Annotated in this window: 20 protein-coding genes; 5 read left to right on the top strand and 15 right to left on the bottom strand. The window is 65.9% G+C overall.

Annotation, left to right across the window (positions count from 1 at the left end; genetic code table 11):
* Positions 1-108: 108 nt before the first annotated feature.
* From IEY58_RS07590 to IEY58_RS07565, 6 genes are all read right to left on the bottom strand, one after another.
* The gene (locus tag IEY58_RS07590; protein ID WP_189044198.1) at positions 109-1611 is read right to left on the bottom strand and encodes an MDR family MFS transporter; all 1503 of its coding nucleotides are present in this window, start codon (positions 1609-1611) and stop codon (positions 109-111) included.
* Between the two features lie 158 nt (positions 1612-1769).
* Positions 1770-2336, bottom strand: a complete 567-nt coding sequence (locus IEY58_RS07585; RefSeq protein WP_189044196.1) for a phasin family protein — start codon at positions 2334-2336, stop codon at positions 1770-1772.
* A gap of 188 nt (positions 2337-2524) precedes the next feature.
* Positions 2525-2722 (bottom strand): hypothetical protein, encoded by a 198-nt coding sequence (locus tag IEY58_RS07580; protein ID WP_189044194.1) that lies wholly within the window; start codon positions 2720-2722, stop codon positions 2525-2527.
* Between the two features lie 123 nt (positions 2723-2845).
* Positions 2846-3940 (bottom strand): GlxA family transcriptional regulator, encoded by a 1095-nt coding sequence (locus IEY58_RS07575; RefSeq protein ID WP_189044192.1) that lies wholly within the window; start codon positions 3938-3940, stop codon positions 2846-2848.
* Positions 3941-4267: 327 nt separating this feature from the next.
* Positions 4268-5674: an MBOAT family O-acyltransferase gene (locus tag IEY58_RS07570; RefSeq protein ID WP_189044190.1), complete on the bottom strand. Its 1407-nt coding sequence runs from the start codon at positions 5672-5674 to the stop codon at positions 4268-4270.
* Between the two features lie 4 nt (positions 5675-5678).
* Entirely contained in the window at positions 5679-6755 is a 1077-nt protein-coding gene (locus IEY58_RS07565) for a hypothetical protein (protein ID WP_189044188.1), read from the bottom strand.
* Positions 6756-7064: 309 nt separating this feature from the next.
* Here IEY58_RS07565 and IEY58_RS07560 point away from each other — a divergent pair, with 309 nt between their 5' ends.
* The gene (locus IEY58_RS07560) at positions 7065-8246 is read left to right on the top strand and encodes an acyltransferase family protein (RefSeq protein ID WP_189044186.1); all 1182 of its coding nucleotides are present in this window, start codon (positions 7065-7067) and stop codon (positions 8244-8246) included.
* A 25-nt stretch (positions 8247-8271) separates the two neighbouring features.
* Here the strand turns inward: IEY58_RS07560 and IEY58_RS07555 are convergent, their stop codons facing one another.
* The 5 genes from IEY58_RS07555 to IEY58_RS07535 are packed head-to-tail and all read right to left on the bottom strand — an operon-like array spanning position 8272 to position 12630.
* Positions 8272-9120 carry an intradiol ring-cleavage dioxygenase gene (locus IEY58_RS07555; RefSeq protein ID WP_189044184.1) on the bottom strand — a complete coding sequence of 283 codons (849 nt, stop codon included), beginning with the start codon at positions 9118-9120 and terminating at the stop codon, positions 8272-8274.
* Between the two features lie 26 nt (positions 9121-9146).
* A complete protein-coding gene (locus IEY58_RS07550; RefSeq protein ID WP_189044182.1) occupies positions 9147-10211 on the bottom strand; it encodes a maleylacetate reductase in 1065 nt (354 codons plus the stop codon).
* Positions 10208-10594 (bottom strand): DoxX family protein, encoded by a 387-nt coding sequence (locus IEY58_RS07545; RefSeq protein ID WP_189044180.1) that lies wholly within the window; start codon positions 10592-10594, stop codon positions 10208-10210. The genes IEY58_RS07550 and IEY58_RS07545 overlap by 4 nt, the downstream gene beginning before the upstream one ends.
* Positions 10595-10616: 22 nt before the next feature.
* Positions 10617-11969 carry an MFS transporter gene (locus IEY58_RS07540; protein ID WP_189044178.1) on the bottom strand — a complete coding sequence of 451 codons (1353 nt, stop codon included), beginning with the start codon at positions 11967-11969 and terminating at the stop codon, positions 10617-10619.
* A gap of 49 nt (positions 11970-12018) precedes the next feature.
* Positions 12019-12630 carry a nuclear transport factor 2 family protein gene (locus IEY58_RS07535; protein ID WP_189044176.1) on the bottom strand — a complete coding sequence of 204 codons (612 nt, stop codon included), beginning with the start codon at positions 12628-12630 and terminating at the stop codon, positions 12019-12021.
* 89 nt (positions 12631-12719) lie between these two features.
* On the opposite strand from IEY58_RS07535, the gene IEY58_RS07530 reads away from it, so the two are divergent.
* Complete coding sequence (locus tag IEY58_RS07530) at positions 12720-13496, top strand: IclR family transcriptional regulator (protein ID WP_189044174.1); 777 nt, start codon at positions 12720-12722, stop codon at positions 13494-13496.
* Positions 13497-13502: 6 nt separating this feature from the next.
* Here IEY58_RS07530 and IEY58_RS07525 read toward each other — a convergent pair whose 3' ends face one another.
* Both IEY58_RS07525 and IEY58_RS07520 read right to left on the bottom strand, forming a co-directional pair.
* Positions 13503-14408: an alpha/beta fold hydrolase gene (locus IEY58_RS07525; protein WP_189044172.1), complete on the bottom strand. Its 906-nt coding sequence runs from the start codon at positions 14406-14408 to the stop codon at positions 13503-13505.
* 111 nt (positions 14409-14519) lie between these two features.
* Complete coding sequence (locus IEY58_RS07520) at positions 14520-14969, bottom strand: winged helix-turn-helix transcriptional regulator (protein WP_229743560.1); 450 nt, start codon at positions 14967-14969, stop codon at positions 14520-14522.
* A gap of 110 nt (positions 14970-15079) precedes the next feature.
* On the opposite strand from IEY58_RS07520, the gene IEY58_RS07515 reads away from it, so the two are divergent.
* Together IEY58_RS07515 and IEY58_RS07510 are read left to right on the top strand one after the other, a co-directional pair.
* On the top strand, positions 15080-15853 hold the full coding sequence (locus IEY58_RS07515; protein ID WP_189044168.1) for an SDR family oxidoreductase: 774 nt from the start codon (positions 15080-15082) through the stop codon (positions 15851-15853).
* 531 nt (positions 15854-16384) lie between these two features.
* The gene (locus IEY58_RS07510; RefSeq protein WP_189044166.1) at positions 16385-17458 is read left to right on the top strand and encodes a sulfotransferase; all 1074 of its coding nucleotides are present in this window, start codon (positions 16385-16387) and stop codon (positions 17456-17458) included.
* A 39-nt stretch (positions 17459-17497) separates the two neighbouring features.
* On the opposite strand, the gene IEY58_RS07505 is transcribed toward IEY58_RS07510, so the two are convergent.
* Positions 17498-17635, bottom strand: a complete 138-nt coding sequence (locus IEY58_RS07505; RefSeq protein WP_189044164.1) for a hypothetical protein — start codon at positions 17633-17635, stop codon at positions 17498-17500.
* 127 nt (positions 17636-17762) lie between these two features.
* Between IEY58_RS07505 and IEY58_RS07500 the strand changes: the two genes are divergently transcribed.
* Positions 17763-18878 carry an acyltransferase family protein gene (locus IEY58_RS07500; RefSeq protein WP_189044162.1) on the top strand — a complete coding sequence of 372 codons (1116 nt, stop codon included), beginning with the start codon at positions 17763-17765 and terminating at the stop codon, positions 18876-18878.
* A gap of 25 nt (positions 18879-18903) precedes the next feature.
* Here IEY58_RS07500 and IEY58_RS07495 read toward each other — a convergent pair whose 3' ends face one another.
* Positions 18904-19503: a 2-hydroxychromene-2-carboxylate isomerase gene (locus IEY58_RS07495; RefSeq protein ID WP_189044160.1), complete on the bottom strand. Its 600-nt coding sequence runs from the start codon at positions 19501-19503 to the stop codon at positions 18904-18906.
* Positions 19504-19506: the final 3 nt, after the last annotated feature.

The raw sequence follows: 19506 nt of genomic DNA, 5'->3' as shown, positions 1-19506 counted from the left end.
CGGGATGGTTAAGGTCGGATTAACAACCGGTGGTCGATTAAGTTTTTCGCCATCAATACCCGATAGGCGACATTTTGTCGCTGGAAGGGGGCGGGCGGAGCCCGCGGCCTATTCCTCGAGCCCGAGCCGCGCCTGTCGGGGCACGAACAGGGTGACGATGAAGGCGCCGATGGCGAAGATGGCGCCCAGCAGGAACACGGCGTCGAGCGCCTGGGCGAGGATGGCGACCAACCGGTCAAGATCGGCCGGGGCGAGGGCGCCGCGCCGCGCGGTGTTCACCAGATCGCGTACGATGTCCTGGCTGTCGCCGGCCGCACGCTCGAGCGTGCGGTTCAGCACGCCGCCGAACGCCGCAGCACCCAGCGCCTGGCCGATCAGGCGGCTGAAATAGAACAGCGCAGTCGCCCGCCCGCGATCGGCGCGCGCGGCGCCGGACTGGACCGCGACGGTGAAGACGAGGCTGTTGAGCCCGAGGCCGACGCCGATCGCGACGCAGCAGAGGTCGAGCCACAGGCCATTCTGGCCAGGACGCACCGTCGCAAGGCCGCCGGCGCCGGCCACGAGCACGATCGAGGCGATGATCGCGACCGGGCGGAAGCTCAAGCGCGCCAGGATCCGGCTCATGGTCAGGCTGGCGGCGGTCCAGCTGACGGTCATCACGCCGACGACGACGCCGGCGGCGAGCGCGTCGCCGCCAACCACGCCCTGCACCCAGGTCGGCAGGAAAGCGGAGGCACCGATGAGCAGGCCGCCGCACAGCAGTGCCGAGGCGTTGGCGGCGAGGATGATCGGCCGGTGCAGCAGATGGGCCGGCAGCAGCGGATCGGCGACCCGGCGCTCGCGCCAGGCGAAGCCGCCGAGCGCTCCGGCGCCGAGGGCCACGAGCCCCAGGAGCATGCCGGTCGTCAGGCTTTCGATCTGCACCAGCGCCACCATGATCGCGCCGATGCCGACGACGAGCAGGCTGGCGCCCGGCATGTCGATCGGCTCATGCCGCCCGCTGCGTGGCGGCTCGTGCAGGAAGCGGGCGATCATGGCCATCGCGACGAGGCCGATCGGCAGGTTGACCCAGAACACGAAGGGCCAGCCCAGGCTGTTGACGAAGAAGGCGCCCAAGAGCGGCCCGACAATGGCCGAGATGCCCCAGATGCCGCTGACATAGCCCATCATGCGCGGCCGGTCCGCCGGGTCGGCGACGTCGCCGATGATGGTCGTTGCCAGCGGCACGAGCCCGCCGCCGCCGATGCCCTGGATCGCGCGGAACAGGATGAGCGAGACCATGCTCCAGGCATAGCCGCACAGGAGCGATCCGGCCAGGAACAGGCCGGCGCTCGCGAGGTAGACCCGCTTGCGGCCATAGCTGTCGGCGAGCCGGCCATAGAGCGGCGTCGCCACCGCCTGGGTCAGGAGATAGGCGCCGAACGCCCAGGAAAACAAGCTGAAGCCGCCGAGCTGCGCCACGATCGTCGGCATTGCCGTGCTGATCACCGTGACCTCGACCGCAGCCATGAAGGTCGAGATCAGCATGGCGCCGATCACCAGCTCGCGCCGGACCTTGCGCTCTGGGTGGGGGCGTTCCGGAAAGGACGGGGCTTGCTCGGCTGCGCTCATGGTTCTTCTCGCCATCCGCCTCGGGAGCCGGACATTTGAGATCATTGGGCGCGCGACGGGCAGCTCGAACTGTGCAGTTCTGGATTGCGTGTCCGGGCCTGGACGCGGGGGCTGGCCGCGCTCACCACGTCCCAGCACCCCGAACCCAGCACTCAGAACTAGGTGGCGGGTCGTGCCACCATCGCCGCCACGGCGTTGGCCCGCGCCGCAATTGGCGAAGCAGTGTCCGTCGCGAGTTTCACGCCCAGTTCGCCGAACCGCGCCCAGTTGGCCAGCAGCTTCTCGAGCGATACCTTGCTGAAGTCGGACTGGGCCTCGATCACATCCTTGATGGTCCTTGCCGCGAAGGTCTTCTTGGCCGCCGCCGCACCGGTCTCGAGCGACGTGTGGGCGAGGCTTGCCATCTCCTTGGACAATTCCTCGACGCCCTTGGTGAAGACGGTGCTGGCCTGGACCAGCGCATCGATATTCGCCTGCCCGAAAGTCGCGAAATCATCAAAGCCCTTGAAGGTCGCGTTCGTCATCAAATTCACCATTGGATTGGGAGTTGTCGGGAACATCGAGAAAGGTGCGGTCTCGCTCGGTGAACTCGGCTTGCCTGCAGCCGGTGTCGACGGCTTCGCCTGAGGGAGCGGGGCTTGAGGGAGCGGGGCTTGAGGGGGCGGGTTCGAGGAGGCCGGCGCGTCCTCCGCGCCCGCAACTAGCTTGGTCTCGGGCTTCGTCATTCCAACACCTCGAAGTGGGGGTACCTGCATGGTTCGAAGTCTCTCGCGTCAAGCTAAAGTCTTCGATTCGAAAACGTCTCTGGACTTCCGGAGATAGGCCGTGTTTCAGACAGAAAATGACCGCGCCCGCCGGATATTCGGCGGAATGGTGAGCGGCTTTGGCATGGTTTATCTTGCCGGCAGTCGGCCTAGCTTAGGTCGTTGACGGACCGGATCATGACCGGCGTCGCGTGGTCTCCATGCAGCAGGGCGCGCCGGGCGATTGCGATCGCCGCATGGACCTCATGCTCCGTGATGTGATCACGACGCATGACGAGCTGAGTAATGGGATCCAGAAGCAGTTCGGCAAGCCTCGGCTCCGTCCCCGCATGGTCGAAGGATTCCATTCTTGTTATCCTCCCTAGCCATTTTCAATCGATCACAATTGGACCATGGCCTACTTGTGGAAATTCCCTCGTCCATTGGCTCACTTATGCGAGGCGTTATTCCCACATGGGATCAACCTACCCTTACCCCATTTCCGCCTTCCTGGCGGATTGCGCCCTTTCTTGGTGTTCCGACGCCAAGCTGGGTTCGGGCCGCCCAGGATGGCGATCCACCTCGGCTGGACGTGCATTCCGGCGCGCCTGACCCGGCGTCTCGCCGAACATAAGGCGATATTGCCGCGTGAAGTGCGACGCATCGGAAAATCCGCTTTCGAGTGCCACGTCGAGGATCGATCTGGACGATCGTTGGAGCTGCATCCGCGCATGCTTCAGGCGTAGCTCCAGATAGAAGCGGGCAGGCGACTGGCCGAGTACGCGGCTGAAGAGCCGCTGGAACTGGCGGTTCGACATGCCGGCGGCCCGCGCCAGTTCGGGCAAGGAGGCCGGCCGCTCAAGCGCTTGCTCCATCAGCGTGATCGCGCGCACGAGCCGCTTATCGGTCAGATCGAACCGCCCCTGCGCCGACACGCGCTGGCCTTCTGTCGAGGAGCGGATCTGGGTGTGCAACAGCAATTCGGCCGCCTCGGCCGCCCGGTCCTGGCCATGGTCCTGGGCGATCAGGGCGAGGATCAGGTCGAGCACGGCCGTCCCGCCGGCGCAGGTCAGCCGATCCCGATCGATGCAGAAGAGGTTGCGGGTGAGCGTCACGGCGGGGAACTGCCGGGCGAATTCGCCAAAGAGCCGCCAATGCGTCGTGCAGCAATAGCCGTCCAGCAGGCCTGTTTTCGCGATGAACACGGCGCCGGAACCGAGGGCGCCGATCCAGGTGCCATGACGCGCCTGCCGACGCAGCCAGGCTGCGGCCCGCTCGTCGTAGAAATCCGCGAACTCGAGGGTGGACACCACGAAGGTGAGGAAGAAGCCGGATGCGTGATCGATTGAAAGCTCCGGCGTCAGCACCAAGCCGGTGCTCGATCGTACTGGAGCGCTGTCGATGCCGATCGAATGGGAGGTATAGAGCGCTTCCCTGGAGACCCCGCCCGTCACGTTCAATAGATCCACCGCGGCGCCCAGGGCCCCCATCGAGAAGCCAGGAAGCAGGAGAAAACCAATCCGCCGCGGTACCATCTCGTTGCTTCGGTCCTGACTGAGCAGGTCTGCGATCAGGACGCAGACCAAGACGCTATTGTCAGAAAAATATCCATAGATCCGGGATGGCTACAATGATTATTTCGGATCGTGCGATGCGCAACCTGCATTCGCTAAGTACGTTTAGTTTTAATGTTGCCAATTCGTGACAACAAATATTGTCAAAATAACCAGAGAATGGTTGGATATTTTCAAAATCGCCAGATTTTCCGTCGCTCAACGAAGATTGTTAAAGTTGTTAATTGGGAAATTCTTCGAGTTCCCGGAGCGTGTCAGCTGCGGGCGGCAAAGCGGCTGATCGGCAGATCGGTGCTCGTCATCTCCGCATCTCCGGCATTCACGGGGAACGCCGCGGCTTTAGAACTGGAAATAGATGAACGGCCGGTAGGCGATCGGCGTCAGCGCCAGGGCGGCGCCGGAGGCGGCACCGGCGAGCGCGTAGAAGGCCCGGCGTTCAAGCGCCAGCAGGGCGCCGGAGATGAGCCGGCGCGACTCGAGTGCGTGAATGAGCAGCAGCCCCAGGATGGCCGGCGCCGCCCCGGTCGCGATGTCGCCGGCACCGGTACCGCTCATCGTCACGAAGTCGCGGGCGATCTCGGCCGCGAGCGGCAGGCTCGTCGACCGGAAGAAGATCCAGGCGAGGCAGACCCACCAGAAGGTCAGCAGCATGGCGCCCGCCTGATAGGCCGGCTGACCGGTCCATGCGGCCGGCCGGTGGCGGGCATATTCCTTGTGCAGGATCAGTGCGCCGCCGTGCAGCGTGCCCCAGATGACGAAATTCCACGAGGCACCATGCCAGAGGCCGCCCAGCACCATGGTGATCATCAGGTTGCGATAGGCGCCGAGCCGGCCGTCGCGGTTGCCGCCCAAGGGGATGTAGAGATAGTCCCGGAGCCACGAGGACAGGCTGATATGCCAGCGGCGCCAGAAATCGCTGATGCTGGTCGAGAAATAGGGATGGCGGAAATTGACCGTGAGGTCGTAGCCCAAGAGCTTCGCCGTCGCGATCGCCATGTCCGTGTAGCCGGAGAAGTCGCAATAGATCTGGATGGCATAGAGCACGGTGGCGGCGACGATCGATGCGCCGCTGTAGCTGCCCGGATGGCTGAACACCATGTCGACGTAGGGCGCCACGTTGTCCGAGACGCAGGCTTTCTTGACGTAGCCGAAGAAGAACAGGATGACCGCCGGGCGGACAGCGACGGCCGAGAAGCGCTTCAGCTCGTCCAGCTGCGGCAGGAAGTCGTAGGCGCGCACGATCGGCCCCGCGACCAGCTGCGGGAAGAAGCCCACGAAGGTCGCGTAGTCGAGCAGGCTGCGGCGGGCGGGCATGTGGCCGCGGTAAATGTCGAGCGTGTAGCTCAGGCTCTGGAACGTATAGAAGCTGATGCCGACCGGCAGGATCAGCCGCACGGTCACCGGATTGGCCTGGACGCCTGCGGCATGCAGCAGGCCGACGAAGGAATCCGCGAAGAAATTGAAGTACTTGAAGGTGAACAGCAGCGTGAGGTTGACGCTCACGCTGAAGAGGATGATGAGCTTGCGCCGCCGCCCGCTCGATGCCGCCTCCATGGCGAGGCCGGCGCCGTAGTCGAACAGGGTGGAGAAGGCAAGCAGCGCCGTGAAGCGCGGGTCCCAGGCGCCGTAGAAGATGTAGCTCGCGACCAGCAGCACGACCTTGCGCTGGGTGTTGCGCTTGAGCGACCAGTAGAGCGCGAAGACGATCGCGAAGAAGACGAAGAAGCGGGGCTCGACGAACAGCATCGGTCTATTGCCCCGCCGAGGCCAGCGTCAGGCCGGACTTGCGGCACAGGCGCTCGGCCGCCGCCATCGAGACGTAATCCGCGACGGTCTCGGTCAGATGGCCCCAATCGTACCAGGAACTGGGCGCATAGATGATGCCGGCATCGGCCTTGTCCATGAAATTGACCACGGGTAGGCCGGTGTCCGGACGGTCGAACGCGCGCTCGAGGTCGCGGGCGTCGGTGATCGATTCGCCGTAGGTGTCGGGCAGGCTCATCAGGATCGGCTCGTAGCCGAGGCCGCGGATATGATTCGCGAGGCCGCGGATGACGGCGATCCGCCGCGCTTCCTGGGCAGCGTCGATCGGGGAGGGGGCGGCCCGTTCCGCCGCCGCATCCTGCAGGCGCCGGGCGGCCGTCAGAAACTTGTCGCCGTCGCGCAGCAGGCCGACCCGCTCGACGGTTGGCGCCGCCGCCGGATCGAGCGGGCTGTAGCCGCGGCGCGGCGCGTCGGCCGTGTCCGCCGCTTCGAGCTTCGCCGGCTGCAGATAGCGGCTCACCAGCCCGAGCGCGCTGTTGTGATAGAGGAACGCGACCATGTAGCGGGCGAGCGAGGAATATTTCCGCGGGTCCGGGTGCGACAGGATATCGGCGACCGCGACGGAGGCCTCGCGCGGATCGGTCGTGACCCAGACGCGCTCCGACTTCAGGTTCTCGAACTGGATGTGGATGTCGTTCGGCGGATCGAACAGCACGCGCGCCAAGTGCGGCGGATGCTGGGCCGCGAGCTGGCGCAGCACGTAGCGCATCTCGATCAGGTTCAGGCCGCCGATGCCGAGGTTGTAGCTGTGGACCGGACAGCCGGCGGCTCCCGCCGTCTGGTCGAACCGGTCGGGATTGAAGGCGTGCAGCATCCGGCTCGAGCCGACGGCGACCGTATCGACGGACGCGCGCTCCGGCGCCATCGCCTGGATCTTGTCGGTCAGTTCCGCGACGTCAGGGGGCGGCAAGGTGAGCCGGCCCAAGATGCCGATGCCGTAGGTCGAGATGAGGAAGCAGCCCGCGAACAGGGCGGCCGAGCGGATCTTCTGGCTCATGGCCATGCGGCGAGCCTCCCACCGGATCTCTGCCGAGACCTGCCGGGGGCCTGCCGTCCCTCGTCGTCCAGTGATTGACGCACCGCTGCTCCCAGCCCCTCTCACGACCCGGTTTTGCTGCGGTGCGAACGGGAGGGTCGGCGCGATGGTTCCAACCGCTTCGGGGGGCGGAGCGATTGCCACAGCCTGAGATATTCGCGTTGCGGCAGCGCCGTGTTCGAGCGAGAATTCCGCACGGCACACCAATGACGTGTGCCGCCTCAAGCGCGTTTTCGCGAAAGCGGATCGACCGCGGCCGTGCCGGGAGCCGCCGTGATGAACGAGAAGCTTTCCGTTATCAACGGGTTGCGGGGCTGGGCGATTCTGGTGGTCGTGTTCGGCCACCTGTTCGGCGCCTATTTCGACCCGACCTCGCCGATTAGCGTGCTGTCGCCGGAGAGTGCCAGTCCGCTGCGCCTGCTCTCGTTCGGCGGCCTTGGCGTGCCGTTGTTCTTCATCGTCTCTGGCTTCGTGCTCTACCTGCCCTACGTCGCGGGCAAGCGCCGGATGACGTCCGGTGCCGCGTTCAAGGCCTATTACAGCCGGCGCGCGGCCCGGCTGCTGCCGCTCTATTACCTCGTCGTCATCGTCTGCCTGCTGTTCAACCAGGACCCGAACCTGGGCGATATAAAATTTTTCAAGCAGATGCTGGGCGCGCTCGGGGCTGGCTACTGCTTCTCCAACCACGGGTTCGAGCCGTTCATCAACCCGCCGCTCTGGTCGCTCTCGGTCGAGATCTGGTTCAGCGTGCTGTTCCCGCTGTTCGTCGTCGCGGCCGACCGGTGTGGCGTCGGGCGGCTGCTGGCGGTTTGCCTCGTCGTGAGCCTCGCCTCACGGGTTGCCGGCGGCGTGCTGCTCGCGACGACGGAGGGGCCCTACCTGCCGCTCGCCAAGGGGCTGCCGGCGCATCTCGATGAGTTCGCGATCGGCATGGCGCTGGCGCGGCTTTACCACCATGGCTGGCTCGCCAGGTGCGCGACCAAGGCCAATGCGGCCGTCGTCTGCGGTATCCTGGTGATCGTGGGTGCCGTGTCGTGGCAGGCCTACGTGCCGCTGAGCCAGACCGTGCCGGCGTTCCACAGTTTCTACCAGGCCGGCCTGTTCCTGCTGGTCGCGGGCCTGCTGGCGAAGCCCCGGGGCTGGAGCGCCTGGCCCTTCACCAACCGGCCGATCCAGATCATGGGCATGATGTGCTACAGCCTCTACCTTTGGCACGTGCCGCTGCGGACGCCGATCTTCCACGCGCTCTATGCGCCGATGCCGCATCTCGCGGCCACGCTTCCGGTCTATGTGGCACTCGTCGCCGCGATCGCCGGGCTCAGCTATCGCTACATCGAGTTCGGCCGCGTCACCGACTGGCGCTCACTGTTCCTGCTCGGCGGCGGCCGTCCGGTCGACCCACCGCTGGCAAAGACGCCGACCGTTCCGGTCTTGCCGCAGGTCGAGCGGCCGGCTTGATGCCCGGCCTGATACCAGGCCCTGGTCATTTCAGGCGAAAATCGTAGGTAAGCCGGGCGTAGGGCTCGGCCACGCCGCTGCCGTCCGGCGCGGTACCGGCCTCGTGCACCGAATAGGGGCGGATGATCGAATCCTTGACCCCGAACACCACGTCGGAATCGAGGTAGTCGTCGCCCGCGGCGAAGACGTGGGTGACGAGCGTCTCGTGCCCGGGGGCGGCGATCACGAAATGGACGTGCGCCGGACGGAACGGGTGGCGCCCCTGGGCCTCAAGCATTTCGCCGACCGGTCCGTCGTGCGGAATCGGATAGGCCGCCGGTCGGATGGTCCAGAAGTGGAAGTGTCCGTCGGCGTCGGTCCGGAACCGGGCGCGTCCGGCGAGGTCGCCCGGTTGCTGCACGTCGTAATAGCCCTCGGCGTCGGCGTGCCAGACGTCGACGACGGCGCCGGCGATCGGCGTGCCGTCGAGCGTTGCGACGCTGCCGTCGACGAACAGCTTCTGTCCGCGCATGCCGCCCGAGATGTCGGCGCTGAGCGGGAATTCCGGCGGGTTCTGGACATAGAACGGGCCCAGCACCGTCGTCTCGGTAGCGCCGGCCGGCCGGCGGTGGTTGATCGCGTCGACCAGCATCGAGACGCCCAGCGTGTCGGACAGCAGAATGAATTCCTGGCGCTTGTCGTCGCACATCTGGCCGGTGCGCGTCAGAAATTCGATGCCGGCTGCCCATTCTGCCTGCGTCGGCTCGACCTCGCGCACGAAGGCGTGCAGATGCCGCACCAGCGCCTCGCTGATCTGGCGTACGCGCGCGTCCGGCGCCGCCGCTACCCGTTCCAGCACCGCGTCGGTGATGGTGAACTCGTCGAAATTCCGCATCGGGTTCTCCAAGTCTAGGCCAAATCTTAGGCCTCAGGGGCGTCGCCGGCCCAGGCGCGCGCGAGCAGGCGGCGGATCGCATCGCGCTCGATCGGCCGGGGATTCCAATAGGGCCGCTCGACCGCCAGGTCCGCGGCGCGGTCGAGCCCGTCCGCCGGCATGCCGATCGCCTGCAGGCTCTGGTCGATGCCGAGCTGCCGGCCGAGCGCGAAGAGACCGGCTGCCGGATCGGCCGCGCCGAGCGCGCGGGCGATGCGCGCCATGGCCTCCGGTGCCGCCGCGGCATTGTATGCCATGGCATGGGGCAGCACGATCGCATGCGTCTCGGCATGGGGCAGGCCGAAACTGCCGCCCAGCGTGTGGCAGAGCTTGTGATGCAGTGCCATGCCGACCGTGCCGAGGCAGGTGCCGCTGAGCCAGGCGCCGTAGAGCGCATCCGACCGGGCGTCCCGGTCCTCCGGTGCGGCGACGATGCGTGGCAGGGCGCGGGCGAGCGCGGCAATGGCTTCCTCGGCCATGAGCGCGGTCACCGGATTGCCGTCGCGGGCGTAGAGCGCCTCGGCCGCATGGGCCATGGCGTTGAGCCCGGAGGTCGCCGAGAGCCGGGGCGGCAAGCTCAAGGTCAGGTCGACGTCGTAGATCACCGTTTCCGGCAGGATTGCCGGGCTCGTCCGGGTCGTCTTCACGCCGCCCTCGGTCTCGCCCAGGATCGGCGTTACTTCCGAGCCGGCATAGGTCGTCGGCACGATCAGCTGCGGGACGTCGGTCCTGAGTGCTATCGCCTTGGCGAGGCCGGTGGTCGAGCCGCCGCCGAATGCGACGACGCCGTCGGCGCCGAGCCGGCGCAAGGTCTCGACCGCCTGTTCCGTCACCGCGACGGGTGTGTGCATCACGGCGCCGGCGAACACGCCCGCACCGCGGTTGCCCAGCATCCGGGCGATCTCCTGCCCGCGCGCCTCTTGCGGCGGCGTGGTCAGTATCAGGGCACGGGCTACGCCCAGGCGGTCGAGCTCGGCCGCGAGCAGCGCTGGCGAGAGCGTGTCGAACACGATCCGGCTCGGCAGCGCCTGATAGGCGAAGTGCTGGGTCATGCCGCGGCGGCGCGCCGGCGGTCCAGGCTCCAGGCGCCCGGACCCGCAAAGACGAAATAGAGGAACACGAAGCAGAACAGGATGGCCGCGTCGCCGCCGTTGAGCGCCGGAAAGAAGCTCCGTGGTTCGTGGACCGTCCAATAGGCGACGGCCATTTCGCCGGACAGCAGGAAGGCGACGATCCGGGTCTGGAAACCGATCAGCATCAGGAAGCCGCCGATCAGCTCGATGCAGCCGGCGATCCCGGGCACGGAGAGAAGCGGCGGCATGCCGGTCGGCGGTGGCGGAAATCCAAGGAGCTTCTGCGAGCCGTGCTCCAGGAACTGGAGCGCGGTTATGATGCGCAGGATGCCAAGCATCTGGGGGGCACGGGTAGCGAGCATGGCTTTCTCCGGATAAGGCCGATCACGCGCCGGGCGCCGGCGTGTCGGTGACGGTTTGGGGCGGCAGGGCGCGCCGATGCTTCAGGATGATGGCGGCGCCGGCCGCGACCGGCGGGATCGCAAGGATCCCGAGGATGTGCTGGAAGCTCCAGCCGAAGCCCAGCAGCACGCCGCCCAGATAGGCGCCGAGGATCGCGCCGAAGCGGCCGATGCCCAGCATCCAGCTGACGCCGGTCGCGCGTGCCCGCGTCGGGTAATAGGCAGCGGCGAGCGGTTGCGTCGAACTCTGGGCGCCGCTCATGCAGAAGCCGACCAGAAAGACCGTGGCACCCAGCAGCCAGAGGTTCGCCGGCTCGCGCGCCAGCACGAGCAGCATGGCCGCCCCGGCGAGGTAGGCACCGGCCACGGCCAGGTGCGGGTTCCAGCGATCCATGCACCAGCTGACAGCCAAGGCGCCGAGCGTGCCGCCCAGTTGGAACATGGCGCCGACGAGGGCGGCCCGACTGACGTCGATACCGGCCTGGCCCAGCAGGGTCGGCAGCCAGCTGGTCACGAGATAGATCACGATCAATCCCATGAAGAACGCGGTCCACAGCATCACGGTGCCGAACGCGAGGCCGCCTTCGAATAACGCGCCAAGCGGGAAACGGTTGCGGCCGGGCGGCTCGGGTGTCACGAACCGGGTCGCCTCGTCGATAGCCAGACGGGCGTCGATCCGTTGCAACGTCCGCACGATCGCCGCGCGGCCACGCTCGGCGCGGAGCGCCAGGAACTGCAGCGATTCCGGCAGAACGAGCGCCAGCACGAGGGCCAGCAGCAGCGGTGCCGCCCCGCCAACCACGAAGACGCTCGGCCAGCCGAACCAGGGAATAAGCGCCGCCGCGACGAAGCCGCCGCCGGTCGACCCGAGCGTGAAGCCCGAGAACATCAGGGAGACGAGCAGCGCGCGGCGCGGCGCCGGGCAGAATTCCGCCGTGAGCGTCGTCGCGTTCGGCATGGCGGCGCCAAGGCCGAGCCCGGCGCCGAAGCGGAGCAGGGTGAGGGCATCGAGATTCGGGGCCGCGGCAGCCGCCAGGCTGAAGCCGCCGAACACGGCGAGGGCGGCGATCAGCACGCCCTTGCGGCCGAACCGATCGGCGAGCAGGCCGGCGACGAGCGCGCCGATCGCAAGGCCGAGGAAGCCCGCAGTCAGCAACGGCTTCAAGGCCGGGGGACTGACATGCCAGGCGGCGACGAGCGCCGGGGCGACGAAGCCTACAACGGCAGTATCGAAGCCGTCGGTGAAGGTGACGAGGAAGCAGAGGCCGATGGTCAGCCACTGCAGCCGCGACAGCGGCCGCGCGTCGATGAACTGCTGGATATCGAAGACCGCCATGGCCGCGTCTCCTCCGGTGGGTATCGGTTGGGGCTGCGAGGCGGCGGGGTCAGCCGCGGACGAGCGGCGCGCCGTCGAGCCAGGCGCGGCCGCGGGCATAGAGCGCCTCGACCTCGGGCCCTTTGAGGCCGGGCATGTCGCGCTTCACGCGATAGCCGATCTCTTCCTGGATGTAGGCCAGATGGCGATAGCCCTCGGGCAGGTTCGCGAGCCGGTCGGCGTCGAGCCGCAGAAGTGCTGCCGGATCGATCGGGTCGATGCGGTCCTTCTCGTAGATCGGCTGGCGCCACACCAGGCCCCAACGGCCGTCGCGCCGCTCCAGGAAGTCGTAGAACCGGCCGGTGCAGACGACGTCGCATGGCACCCCGTGCACGGTCGCGCGCTGCGAGATCGTCATCTTGGTCTGCGCCACGGCGCGTGTGCCGGCCAAGTCGATGCTGATACCGCCCAGGAAATGCAGGATGCTGACGCCCTTGTCCCAGCCCTCGCGGCTCACGCGGATGAAATCCTCGGCCGAGCCCTGGAACCAGGTCGCCGACATCCAGCCGTCCGGATGCCAGACGGTGCGGAACCGCTCCCAATCGCCGGCGTCGCGCCAGACCGCCCAATTCTCCATCAGGTCCCGGATGGCCAGGCGGTCCTGGCGTTCGGCGTCGAGCATGGTCTCTCCCTCGTCGGATTTGCCATCCGCGCGCCCTGGACAGGGGCCGCGGATTGATATAAGTTCACATTCATGAACTGGTTTATATTATGAAACTCGAGCAGGCAGCCGCTGTCAAGTCGGCCGATCGGGCTTTCGACATCCTCGAGTTCGTCGGTGACGCGCCGCGGCCGCCGAGCTTCTCGCAGCTGCTGGCCGGCCTCGGGATTCCGCGCAGCAGCCTGTTCCATCTGCTGAACACGCTCGTCGCACGCGGCTATCTGGTGCAGGTCGAGGCGGGCGGCGGCTATGGCCTCGGCCCCGGCGTCCGGCGGCTCGCAGACCGGCTCAGCGGCCCGTCGCCGGCCGCCCTTGCCGAGCCGTTCCTGCGCAAGCTCGGCGCGGAGCTGAACGAGACGGCGGGTTTCTATGTGCGGGTCGGCGATCAGGTCGAGGTCGTGGCGACCGTCGCCGGCACGCAGGCGCTCGCCTACACGATGCAGCTGGGCGAGCGGGCGCCGCTCTACGCCGTCTCGGCCGGCAAGATCCTGCTCGCGCATGCTTCGGCGGAGGACCTCGCGGCCTATCTGGCGCGCACCGTGTTCGATCCGATCACGCCGGCGACCTTGCCCGCCGCCGCCACGCTGCAGGATCAACTGCGGGCGGCGCGCACCGAGGGCTTCGCCTATTCGCGCGACGAGTTCACGCCCGGCATCACCGGCGTCGCGACGCTCGTTGCGCATGAGGGGCGGCCGTTCGGCGCGATCAATCTCGCCGTGCCGAGCGTACGCTTCACGTCGGACCGGGAGGCGGCGTTCTGCCGTGAGCTGCGCTCGGTCGCAGCCATGCTGGGCCAGACGCTGGCTCAGGCGCGGCGCGCGGGCTGAGCTGCGTTATAGACGCCGCAGGTCCAGGACGGCGGCCACGGTTGCTTCCGGCGCTTCCTGCGGGACGTTGTGGCCGACGCCGGGCAGCAGACGGCGCTCGTAGTGGCCGGTGAAGCGGAGGCGCTTCCCGTCGGCGGCCGGCGGCGGGGTGACGCCGTCGTCCTCGCCCCAGAACGCGATGGTCGGCACGCCGATCGTGGGCTGCCGGGCGAGCGCCCGTTCGATCTCCTCGAGCGCCGGATCGCCCAGGGCGTAGCCGAAGCGGTGGCGATAGGATTGGATCACGACTTCGACGAAGTCCGGATTGTCGAACGAGGCCGCACTCCGGGCATAGGTCGCGTCGTTGAACGACCAGGTTGGCGACCAGAGGCGCCACAGGAGCTTGCACAATTCCGCCCGGTTGGCGGCCAGGCCGTCGCGGCCGCGCGGCGTGTGGAAATAATACTGGTACCAGTATCGGTGCTCCGTCTCCGGCGCCTGCGGCCGGACGGAGGCGGCGATGTCCTGGATGTTGTAGCCGGTGGCGGTGACGAGGCCCGCGACTCGCTCCGGCCAGAGGGCGGCGACAATGCAGGCGGCGCGGCCGCCCCAGTCGTAGCCCGCGAGGGTGGCGCGCGGGATCGCCAGCGCATCCATGAGGTCGAGCAGATCACGCCCGAGGGCCGCCTGCTGCCCGGAGCGCGGCGTCTCGGGCGACAGGAAGCGCGTCGGGCCATAGCCGCGCAGGTAGGGCACCACGACCCGGCAGCCGGCGGCGGCCAGCGCCGGCGCTACCTCGTCGTAGCAGCGCGGGTCATAGGGAAAGCCGTGCAGCAGCACGACCGGATCGCCGTCGGCCGCCCCATGCTCCTCATAGGCGAGTTCGAGCACCGGCGTGCGGACGGAGCGGATGGGAAAGGGAGACTGAGCCATCGACCGGCACCTTTCGGAGTTGCGTGTGCTCTGACGCGCCACTCTAACCGAACGCGACGATGGCCGGGAGGTCCGGCGGCTTGCCGCGGCCGCGGCTCCGGCGGGACTAAGTCACGCCGCCGTCTGGTCGAGCAACATCGTATCGGCCGCGTCGAGCAGCCGCCCATCCGCGGCGTGGAGCTCGAGCGGCTTGACCGGCAGGCCTTCGGCCCGGTCGACCAATACCGAGTCGCAGGTCTCGCCGTCGAAGCAGTGCTTGATGCCCCATTGCCGGAGTGCCACCAGGACCTGGAACAGGTCGCGGCCCTTCGGCGTCAGGACATATTCCTGGTAGGCGCTGCCGTCCGATGCCGGAACCTGGTCGAGGATGCCGTCGACGACCAGCGCGCGCAGCCGCTGGGTCAGGATGTTGCGGGACAGGCCCAGGCTCTTCTGGAACTCGCCGAAGCGGGTGCGGCCCAAGAGCGCGTCGCGCACGATCAGTAGCGACCACCAGTCGCCGATCACATCGAGCGACCGGGCGACGGGGCAGGGCACCGTGTCCAGGCTCGTCCGTCTCACGCCGACCTCCATCCAAAATTATTCGTCGAACATGGTTGCATCATAGAACCAGGCTTCCCAACTAGCAATCGGTTCAATAATTGAACTTGTCATTCGATGGGAGAATTGCAATGAGACTCGCCCACAAGACGGCGCTCATCACCGGCGGCAACAGCGGCATCGGCCTCGCCACGGCCCGCCTGTTCATCCAGGAGGGGGCCCGCGTCGCCATCACCGGCCGCAACCGCGAGACGCTCGATGCCGCCAAGGCCGAGCTCGGGCCGAACCTGCTCGCGATCCAGGCCGACGTGACCGACATCGCCGCGACCGAGCGCGCCGTTGCCGAAGCGGCCGCCGCTTTCGGCAAGCTCGACATCGTGTTCGCCAATGCCGGCATCGCCGGCAACACGCCGGTCGGCGGGACCGAGGTCGAGCTGTTCGAGCGGGTCGTGCGGACGAACCTGACGGCGGTGTTCTTCACGGTGCAGGCGGCGGCGGCCCATCTGGCGCCGGGCGGCTCGGTCATCCTCAACGGCTCGGTGCACCAGAGCCTGGGTTCACCCGGCTATTCGGCCTACGCCGCGAGCAAGGCCGGCGTGCGCGCCATGGCGCGCGTGATGGCGAGCGAGCTGTCGCCGCGCAACATCCGGGTCAACACTGTGGTGCCCGGCGCCACGCGCACGCCGATCTGGGACCGGATCGCGCCCGGCGCAGAGGCCCGTGCGGCGCTCGAGGCACGCATCGCAACGCTCGTGCCGCTGGCGCGCCTCGGCGATGCCGAGGAAGTGGCGAAGGTCGTGCTGTTCCTGGCGTCGGACGATTCCTCGAACGTCCAGGGCGCCGAGATCGTGGTCGACGGCGGCCTGACCGGGGCACCCTCGGGCGCGCCAGCGTTCCGCGGCTGAGCCCAAGCGCACTGAAATGGCGGCCCGGCTTCCGGCCGGGCCGGTTCGAAACACACGCTATATCCGACGGCGCCTCGCCCGCCTTGATTCGGTGTTTGTGCCCGCGCTATTGCTGATCGCGGCGCGCGCCCTCGGGTCCGTTCCCGCGATTCGCTCGATTCTTCCGGAGAGAATCGCTTTCCCCTAATCCCGCCAAAGTGGTACAAAGATCTACCAAGGATCTGCATCGCGGATGGCTGCCAAGCGCAGCCATGCAAAAATATCGATCTAGGGTTTACCTTGGCGCGCAAGCATTTTAAGTGAAAAATTAGGAATCGGCTGGCCGAGCGCTTGCCATGCCGATGGGCGCAAGTCTAAGGTGCCTAGGTAGGTTCGATAAGCTCGTTGAAAAATCAGGTACGGCATGATGTTGCATGGTCGCCCGCGTGAACCTCACGATGGAGACTGTTGCTGAAATGCTGCTTGTATTCGATACATGTAAATGCTCTCGTCAATAAACGGATCTTTATTAATGAAATTTGAGAGCGGAAGATGTTTCTGATATTGGGATCGCCAAGGTCTGGTACGACCTGGCTTGCAAAGATATTCGATAGCCATCCCGACCTGCTTTATTTGCACGAGCCGGATACTGTTGTTCGGTCGAAATCGTACCTCCCGCCGTATATCGAAGATGGAGATCTGGAAGCGCTTCAGTCGGCGGCGCGACAGTATTGCGAACGCATGGTTTCGGCTCGAACCATTAAAACTGTCGGCTCGACCCCGATCTTCAACAAGACATATCGCGGATTTAGCGCGAATTTGTCTCACTCTCTCCTCTTGATGAGCCTAAAACTTGCCGCAAAATTGAGTGTTTTCGGCAAGACGATTTCCAGTCTTAATATTCCCGATCTTGCGCGCAGTCAGGTTCCCCTTGATAAGGTGGTCGTGAAGTCGGTTTCCGGTCACGGATACGCCAAGCTTCTGGCCTCCGCATTGCGGGGTACCAAGATCGTTATCATCGTTCGGGACCCGAGAGGGCATGTCGCGTCCGTCCTCCGCGGAATAAAGGCTCGGCGTTTCGAAGGGAAAGTACAGGCCACTAAAGACTGGGGTATTTACGAGGATCTTGCGCGGACAAAACAGGCCAAACAATACGGAATCGATTTCGCAGCCTTTCGCGCGATGGATGACGTGGAAAGGTTGGCGTGGCGCTGGGCTCTGACGAACGAGAAACTAATACAAGAATTTTCAGGGTATCCGGGCGCAAAATTGATTCTGTATGAAGATTTGTGTCACGCCCCTCTCAAGGAGGCGCACGACATTTTCGACTTTTTTGGCTTGGGATGGCCCGAACAGACCGAAGAGTTCCTCAAGAAGAGCCAGAAACCCCGAGGGGGCTCGAAGCTTTTCTCGCAAGGATATTATTCTGTTTGGCATGATCCCATGACAGCGGCGACGCATTGGCGGTCTGAGCTCGACAGCGAAATAGCGAATCGAATTATGGCCGCCATAGGCCATACGCAGCCGGCGCGGTTGTTCCCCGACGATAAATCCTACGCCGTTCATGTACCGCGGCGGGCGCAGAATGATGGTCGTCCTCTGACGGTCGCTCTATCGGGCAGCTAGGGCCGGCGGCGGTTTGCCAGTGGTCTCCCGGCTGCCGTCTCACGCCGCCCTAAGCGCTTCCTCGACCGCGTCGAGTCGGTCCTTGCCGGAATAGATCGCGCCTTCGGCGGAGAAGGTCTGCGCGCCGAACGAGCCGCGCTTGACCGCGTCGTGATGCTGGGGGGGGCCTTCGACCAAATGCTGACTTTCTCCGGCATGCTCAAAATTTGTCGCGGCCGGCGACCTTATCGGTTATAGAGTCGCTCCTCCTGCTTTTGATTAAATTTGTCTCTGCCGGCTGGCGACATTTCAAGCCGAGGGCCGCATGAAATTTCTTTCTGGCCATAGTTTTGAAAATGGCGAGACGGATCTCCCTCGTGGTATTGGCAATTATCTCGACGTCGTGAGATTCATGGCGGCAATGTCTGTTTTTCTCGGGCATGCTGCGGGGCATTATTTTACCGATGGGTTCTTGTGGCGGTTCGGCCAGTACCTGCAGACGGCGGTAATGCTGTTCTTTGTTCTCTCTGGTTTCGTTATCGCTTACGTGCTCGACTGTCGAGAACACGACGCTGCGGTCTATGTTCGAAAACGGCTCGCACGGCTTTATTCGGTTGTCCTGCCGGCGTTGCTGCTGACGGCAGTCTGTGATGCGATCGGACAGCACCACAATCCCGATCTCTATTTCGAGGGGCCGTGGAGCTATCCGCGTGACGGCCAACCCCTGCATTACATCTCCACGCTGTTTCTGCTCAATCAGACCTGGCTCGCTCCGAACATGGAGCCCGGCATCAACACGCCCTTCTGGTCCTTGAGCTTCGAGGCCTTCTACTATGCGCTGATCGGTCTCGCCGTCTTCGCATCGGGTTCGTTCCGGGCGCTGTCGATCCTGCTGGTCTCGCTCTTGGCCGGTCCGGCGGTTCTGGGGCTCTTCCCGATCTGGCTCCTGGGATTCGGGCTTTATCATCTGTCCCGGCGGTGGGTGCTGCCGGCTTTTCCGGGCGCTCTCGCTGCCGTTCTGGGGCTGGTGCTGCTGCTGAGTTCGCCGATGTTGCGGGCGAGCCTGCCCAATCTCGCCTCCGACCTTGTGCATCGCGAGGCGTTCATCGCCGATTACGTCGACGGCTTGGCCTTCGCGCTGCATCTCTACGGCATGATGTCACTCGAGCGCTGGACGAGCCGGATGCTCGGTCCATGGAAATCGCCGATCAGATGGTTCAGCTCGCTGACCTTTCCCCTCTACCTGTTCCATCGGCCGTTGATCCAGCTGTTCGCCGCGATTCCCATTGCCGAGCCGTCCGCCTGGACGCAGCGGATCTACCTGCTGGCGGGCACGCTCCTGGTCATCGTCATCGTCGGCCGGCGGTGCGTGCCCTGGAAAACGTCGCTCGACAGGGGGCTTAGGACGCTGCAACGGCGCGTCGCGTCGCAAAGCGTGTGATGCTGCTCTTTCTCCGGCCCTTCTTTCAGCCCGCCCCGAGCGCTTCCTCGACGGCGTCGAGCCGGTCCTTGCCGAAATAGATCTCGCCTGCGACGAAGAAGGTCGGCGCGCCGAACGTGCCGCGCTCGACCGCGTCATGGGTGTTGGCGAGCAGCCGGTCCTTGATCGGCTGGGTCTGGGCGAGCGCCATCAGCGCCTCGGCCGGCAGGTCCGACTGGGCAAGCGCCGCCGCAACCACGACCGGGTCGTCCATCTTCTTGGGTTCCCGCCACATATGGTCGAACACGGCATCGACGTAGCGCTCGAACACGCCCAGCTCTTGAGCCGCAATGGCGCCGCGCATGAGCTGCAGCGTGTTGACCGGGAAATGCGGGTTCATGGTGAACGGGATGGCGTGGCGCCGGATGAAGCGCGTCATTTCCAGCCGCTCGTAAGCCGCCTTGTTGCGGATGCCGACCAGGCTCTCGGCCGGAGAGCGGTTGTTGGTGAGCTTGAACACGCCGCCCAGGAGGATCGGCACATAGACGATTTCGGCACCGGTCCGCTCTGCGATGCCGGGCAGGAGCTTGTGCGCGAGATAGGCGTTGGGACTGCCGAAGTCGAAGAAGAATTCCGCGTGACGCATGGC

This window comes from Aliidongia dinghuensis (assembly GCF_014643535.1).
GTDB lineage: Bacteria > Pseudomonadota > Alphaproteobacteria > ATCC43930 > CGMCC-115725 > Aliidongia > Aliidongia dinghuensis.
The sequence above is the reverse complement of the archived record's forward strand: the minus strand, read 5'-3'. Positions and strand labels throughout refer to the sequence as shown.

What these genes read in the sequence shown, in the direction of transcription:
- IEY58_RS07540 (WP_189044178.1), bottom strand. Translation starts at nt 11,969, where the DNA reads ATGGCGGTCTTCGATATCCAGCAGTTCATCGACGCGCGGCCGCTGTCG.
- IEY58_RS07515 (WP_189044168.1), top strand. Translation starts at nt 15,080, where the DNA reads ATGAGACTCGCCCACAAGACGGCGCTCATCACCGGCGGCAACAGCGGC.
- IEY58_RS07535 (WP_189044176.1), bottom strand. Translation starts at nt 12,630, where the DNA reads ATGCTCGACGCCGAACGCCAGGACCGCCTGGCCATCCGGGACCTGATG.
- IEY58_RS07525 (WP_189044172.1), bottom strand. Translation starts at nt 14,408, where the DNA reads ATGGCTCAGTCTCCCTTTCCCATCCGCTCCGTCCGCACGCCGGTGCTC.
- IEY58_RS07585 (WP_189044196.1), bottom strand. Translation starts at nt 2,336, where the DNA reads ATGACGAAGCCCGAGACCAAGCTAGTTGCGGGCGCGGAGGACGCGCCG.
- IEY58_RS07550 (WP_189044182.1), bottom strand. Translation starts at nt 10,211, where the DNA reads ATGACCCAGCACTTCGCCTATCAGGCGCTGCCGAGCCGGATCGTGTTC.
- IEY58_RS07570 (WP_189044190.1), bottom strand. Translation starts at nt 5,674, where the DNA reads ATGCTGTTCGTCGAGCCCCGCTTCTTCGTCTTCTTCGCGATCGTCTTC.
- IEY58_RS07530 (WP_189044174.1), top strand. Translation starts at nt 12,720, where the DNA reads ATGAAACTCGAGCAGGCAGCCGCTGTCAAGTCGGCCGATCGGGCTTTC.
- IEY58_RS07560 (WP_189044186.1), top strand. Translation starts at nt 7,065, where the DNA reads ATGAACGAGAAGCTTTCCGTTATCAACGGGTTGCGGGGCTGGGCGATT.
- IEY58_RS07500 (WP_189044162.1), top strand. Translation starts at nt 17,763, where the DNA reads ATGAAATTTCTTTCTGGCCATAGTTTTGAAAATGGCGAGACGGATCTC.
- IEY58_RS07510 (WP_189044166.1), top strand. Translation starts at nt 16,385, where the DNA reads ATGTTTCTGATATTGGGATCGCCAAGGTCTGGTACGACCTGGCTTGCA.
- IEY58_RS07590 (WP_189044198.1), bottom strand. Translation starts at nt 1,611, where the DNA reads ATGAGCGCAGCCGAGCAAGCCCCGTCCTTTCCGGAACGCCCCCACCCA.
- IEY58_RS07565 (WP_189044188.1), bottom strand. Translation starts at nt 6,755, where the DNA reads ATGGCCATGAGCCAGAAGATCCGCTCGGCCGCCCTGTTCGCGGGCTGC.
- IEY58_RS07495 (WP_189044160.1), bottom strand. Translation starts at nt 19,503, where the DNA reads ATGCGTCACGCGGAATTCTTCTTCGACTTCGGCAGTCCCAACGCCTAT.
- IEY58_RS07555 (WP_189044184.1), bottom strand. Translation starts at nt 9,120, where the DNA reads ATGCGGAATTTCGACGAGTTCACCATCACCGACGCGGTGCTGGAACGG.
- IEY58_RS07580 (WP_189044194.1), bottom strand. Translation starts at nt 2,722, where the DNA reads ATGGAATCCTTCGACCATGCGGGGACGGAGCCGAGGCTTGCCGAACTG.
- IEY58_RS07545 (WP_189044180.1), bottom strand. Translation starts at nt 10,594, where the DNA reads ATGCTCGCTACCCGTGCCCCCCAGATGCTTGGCATCCTGCGCATCATA.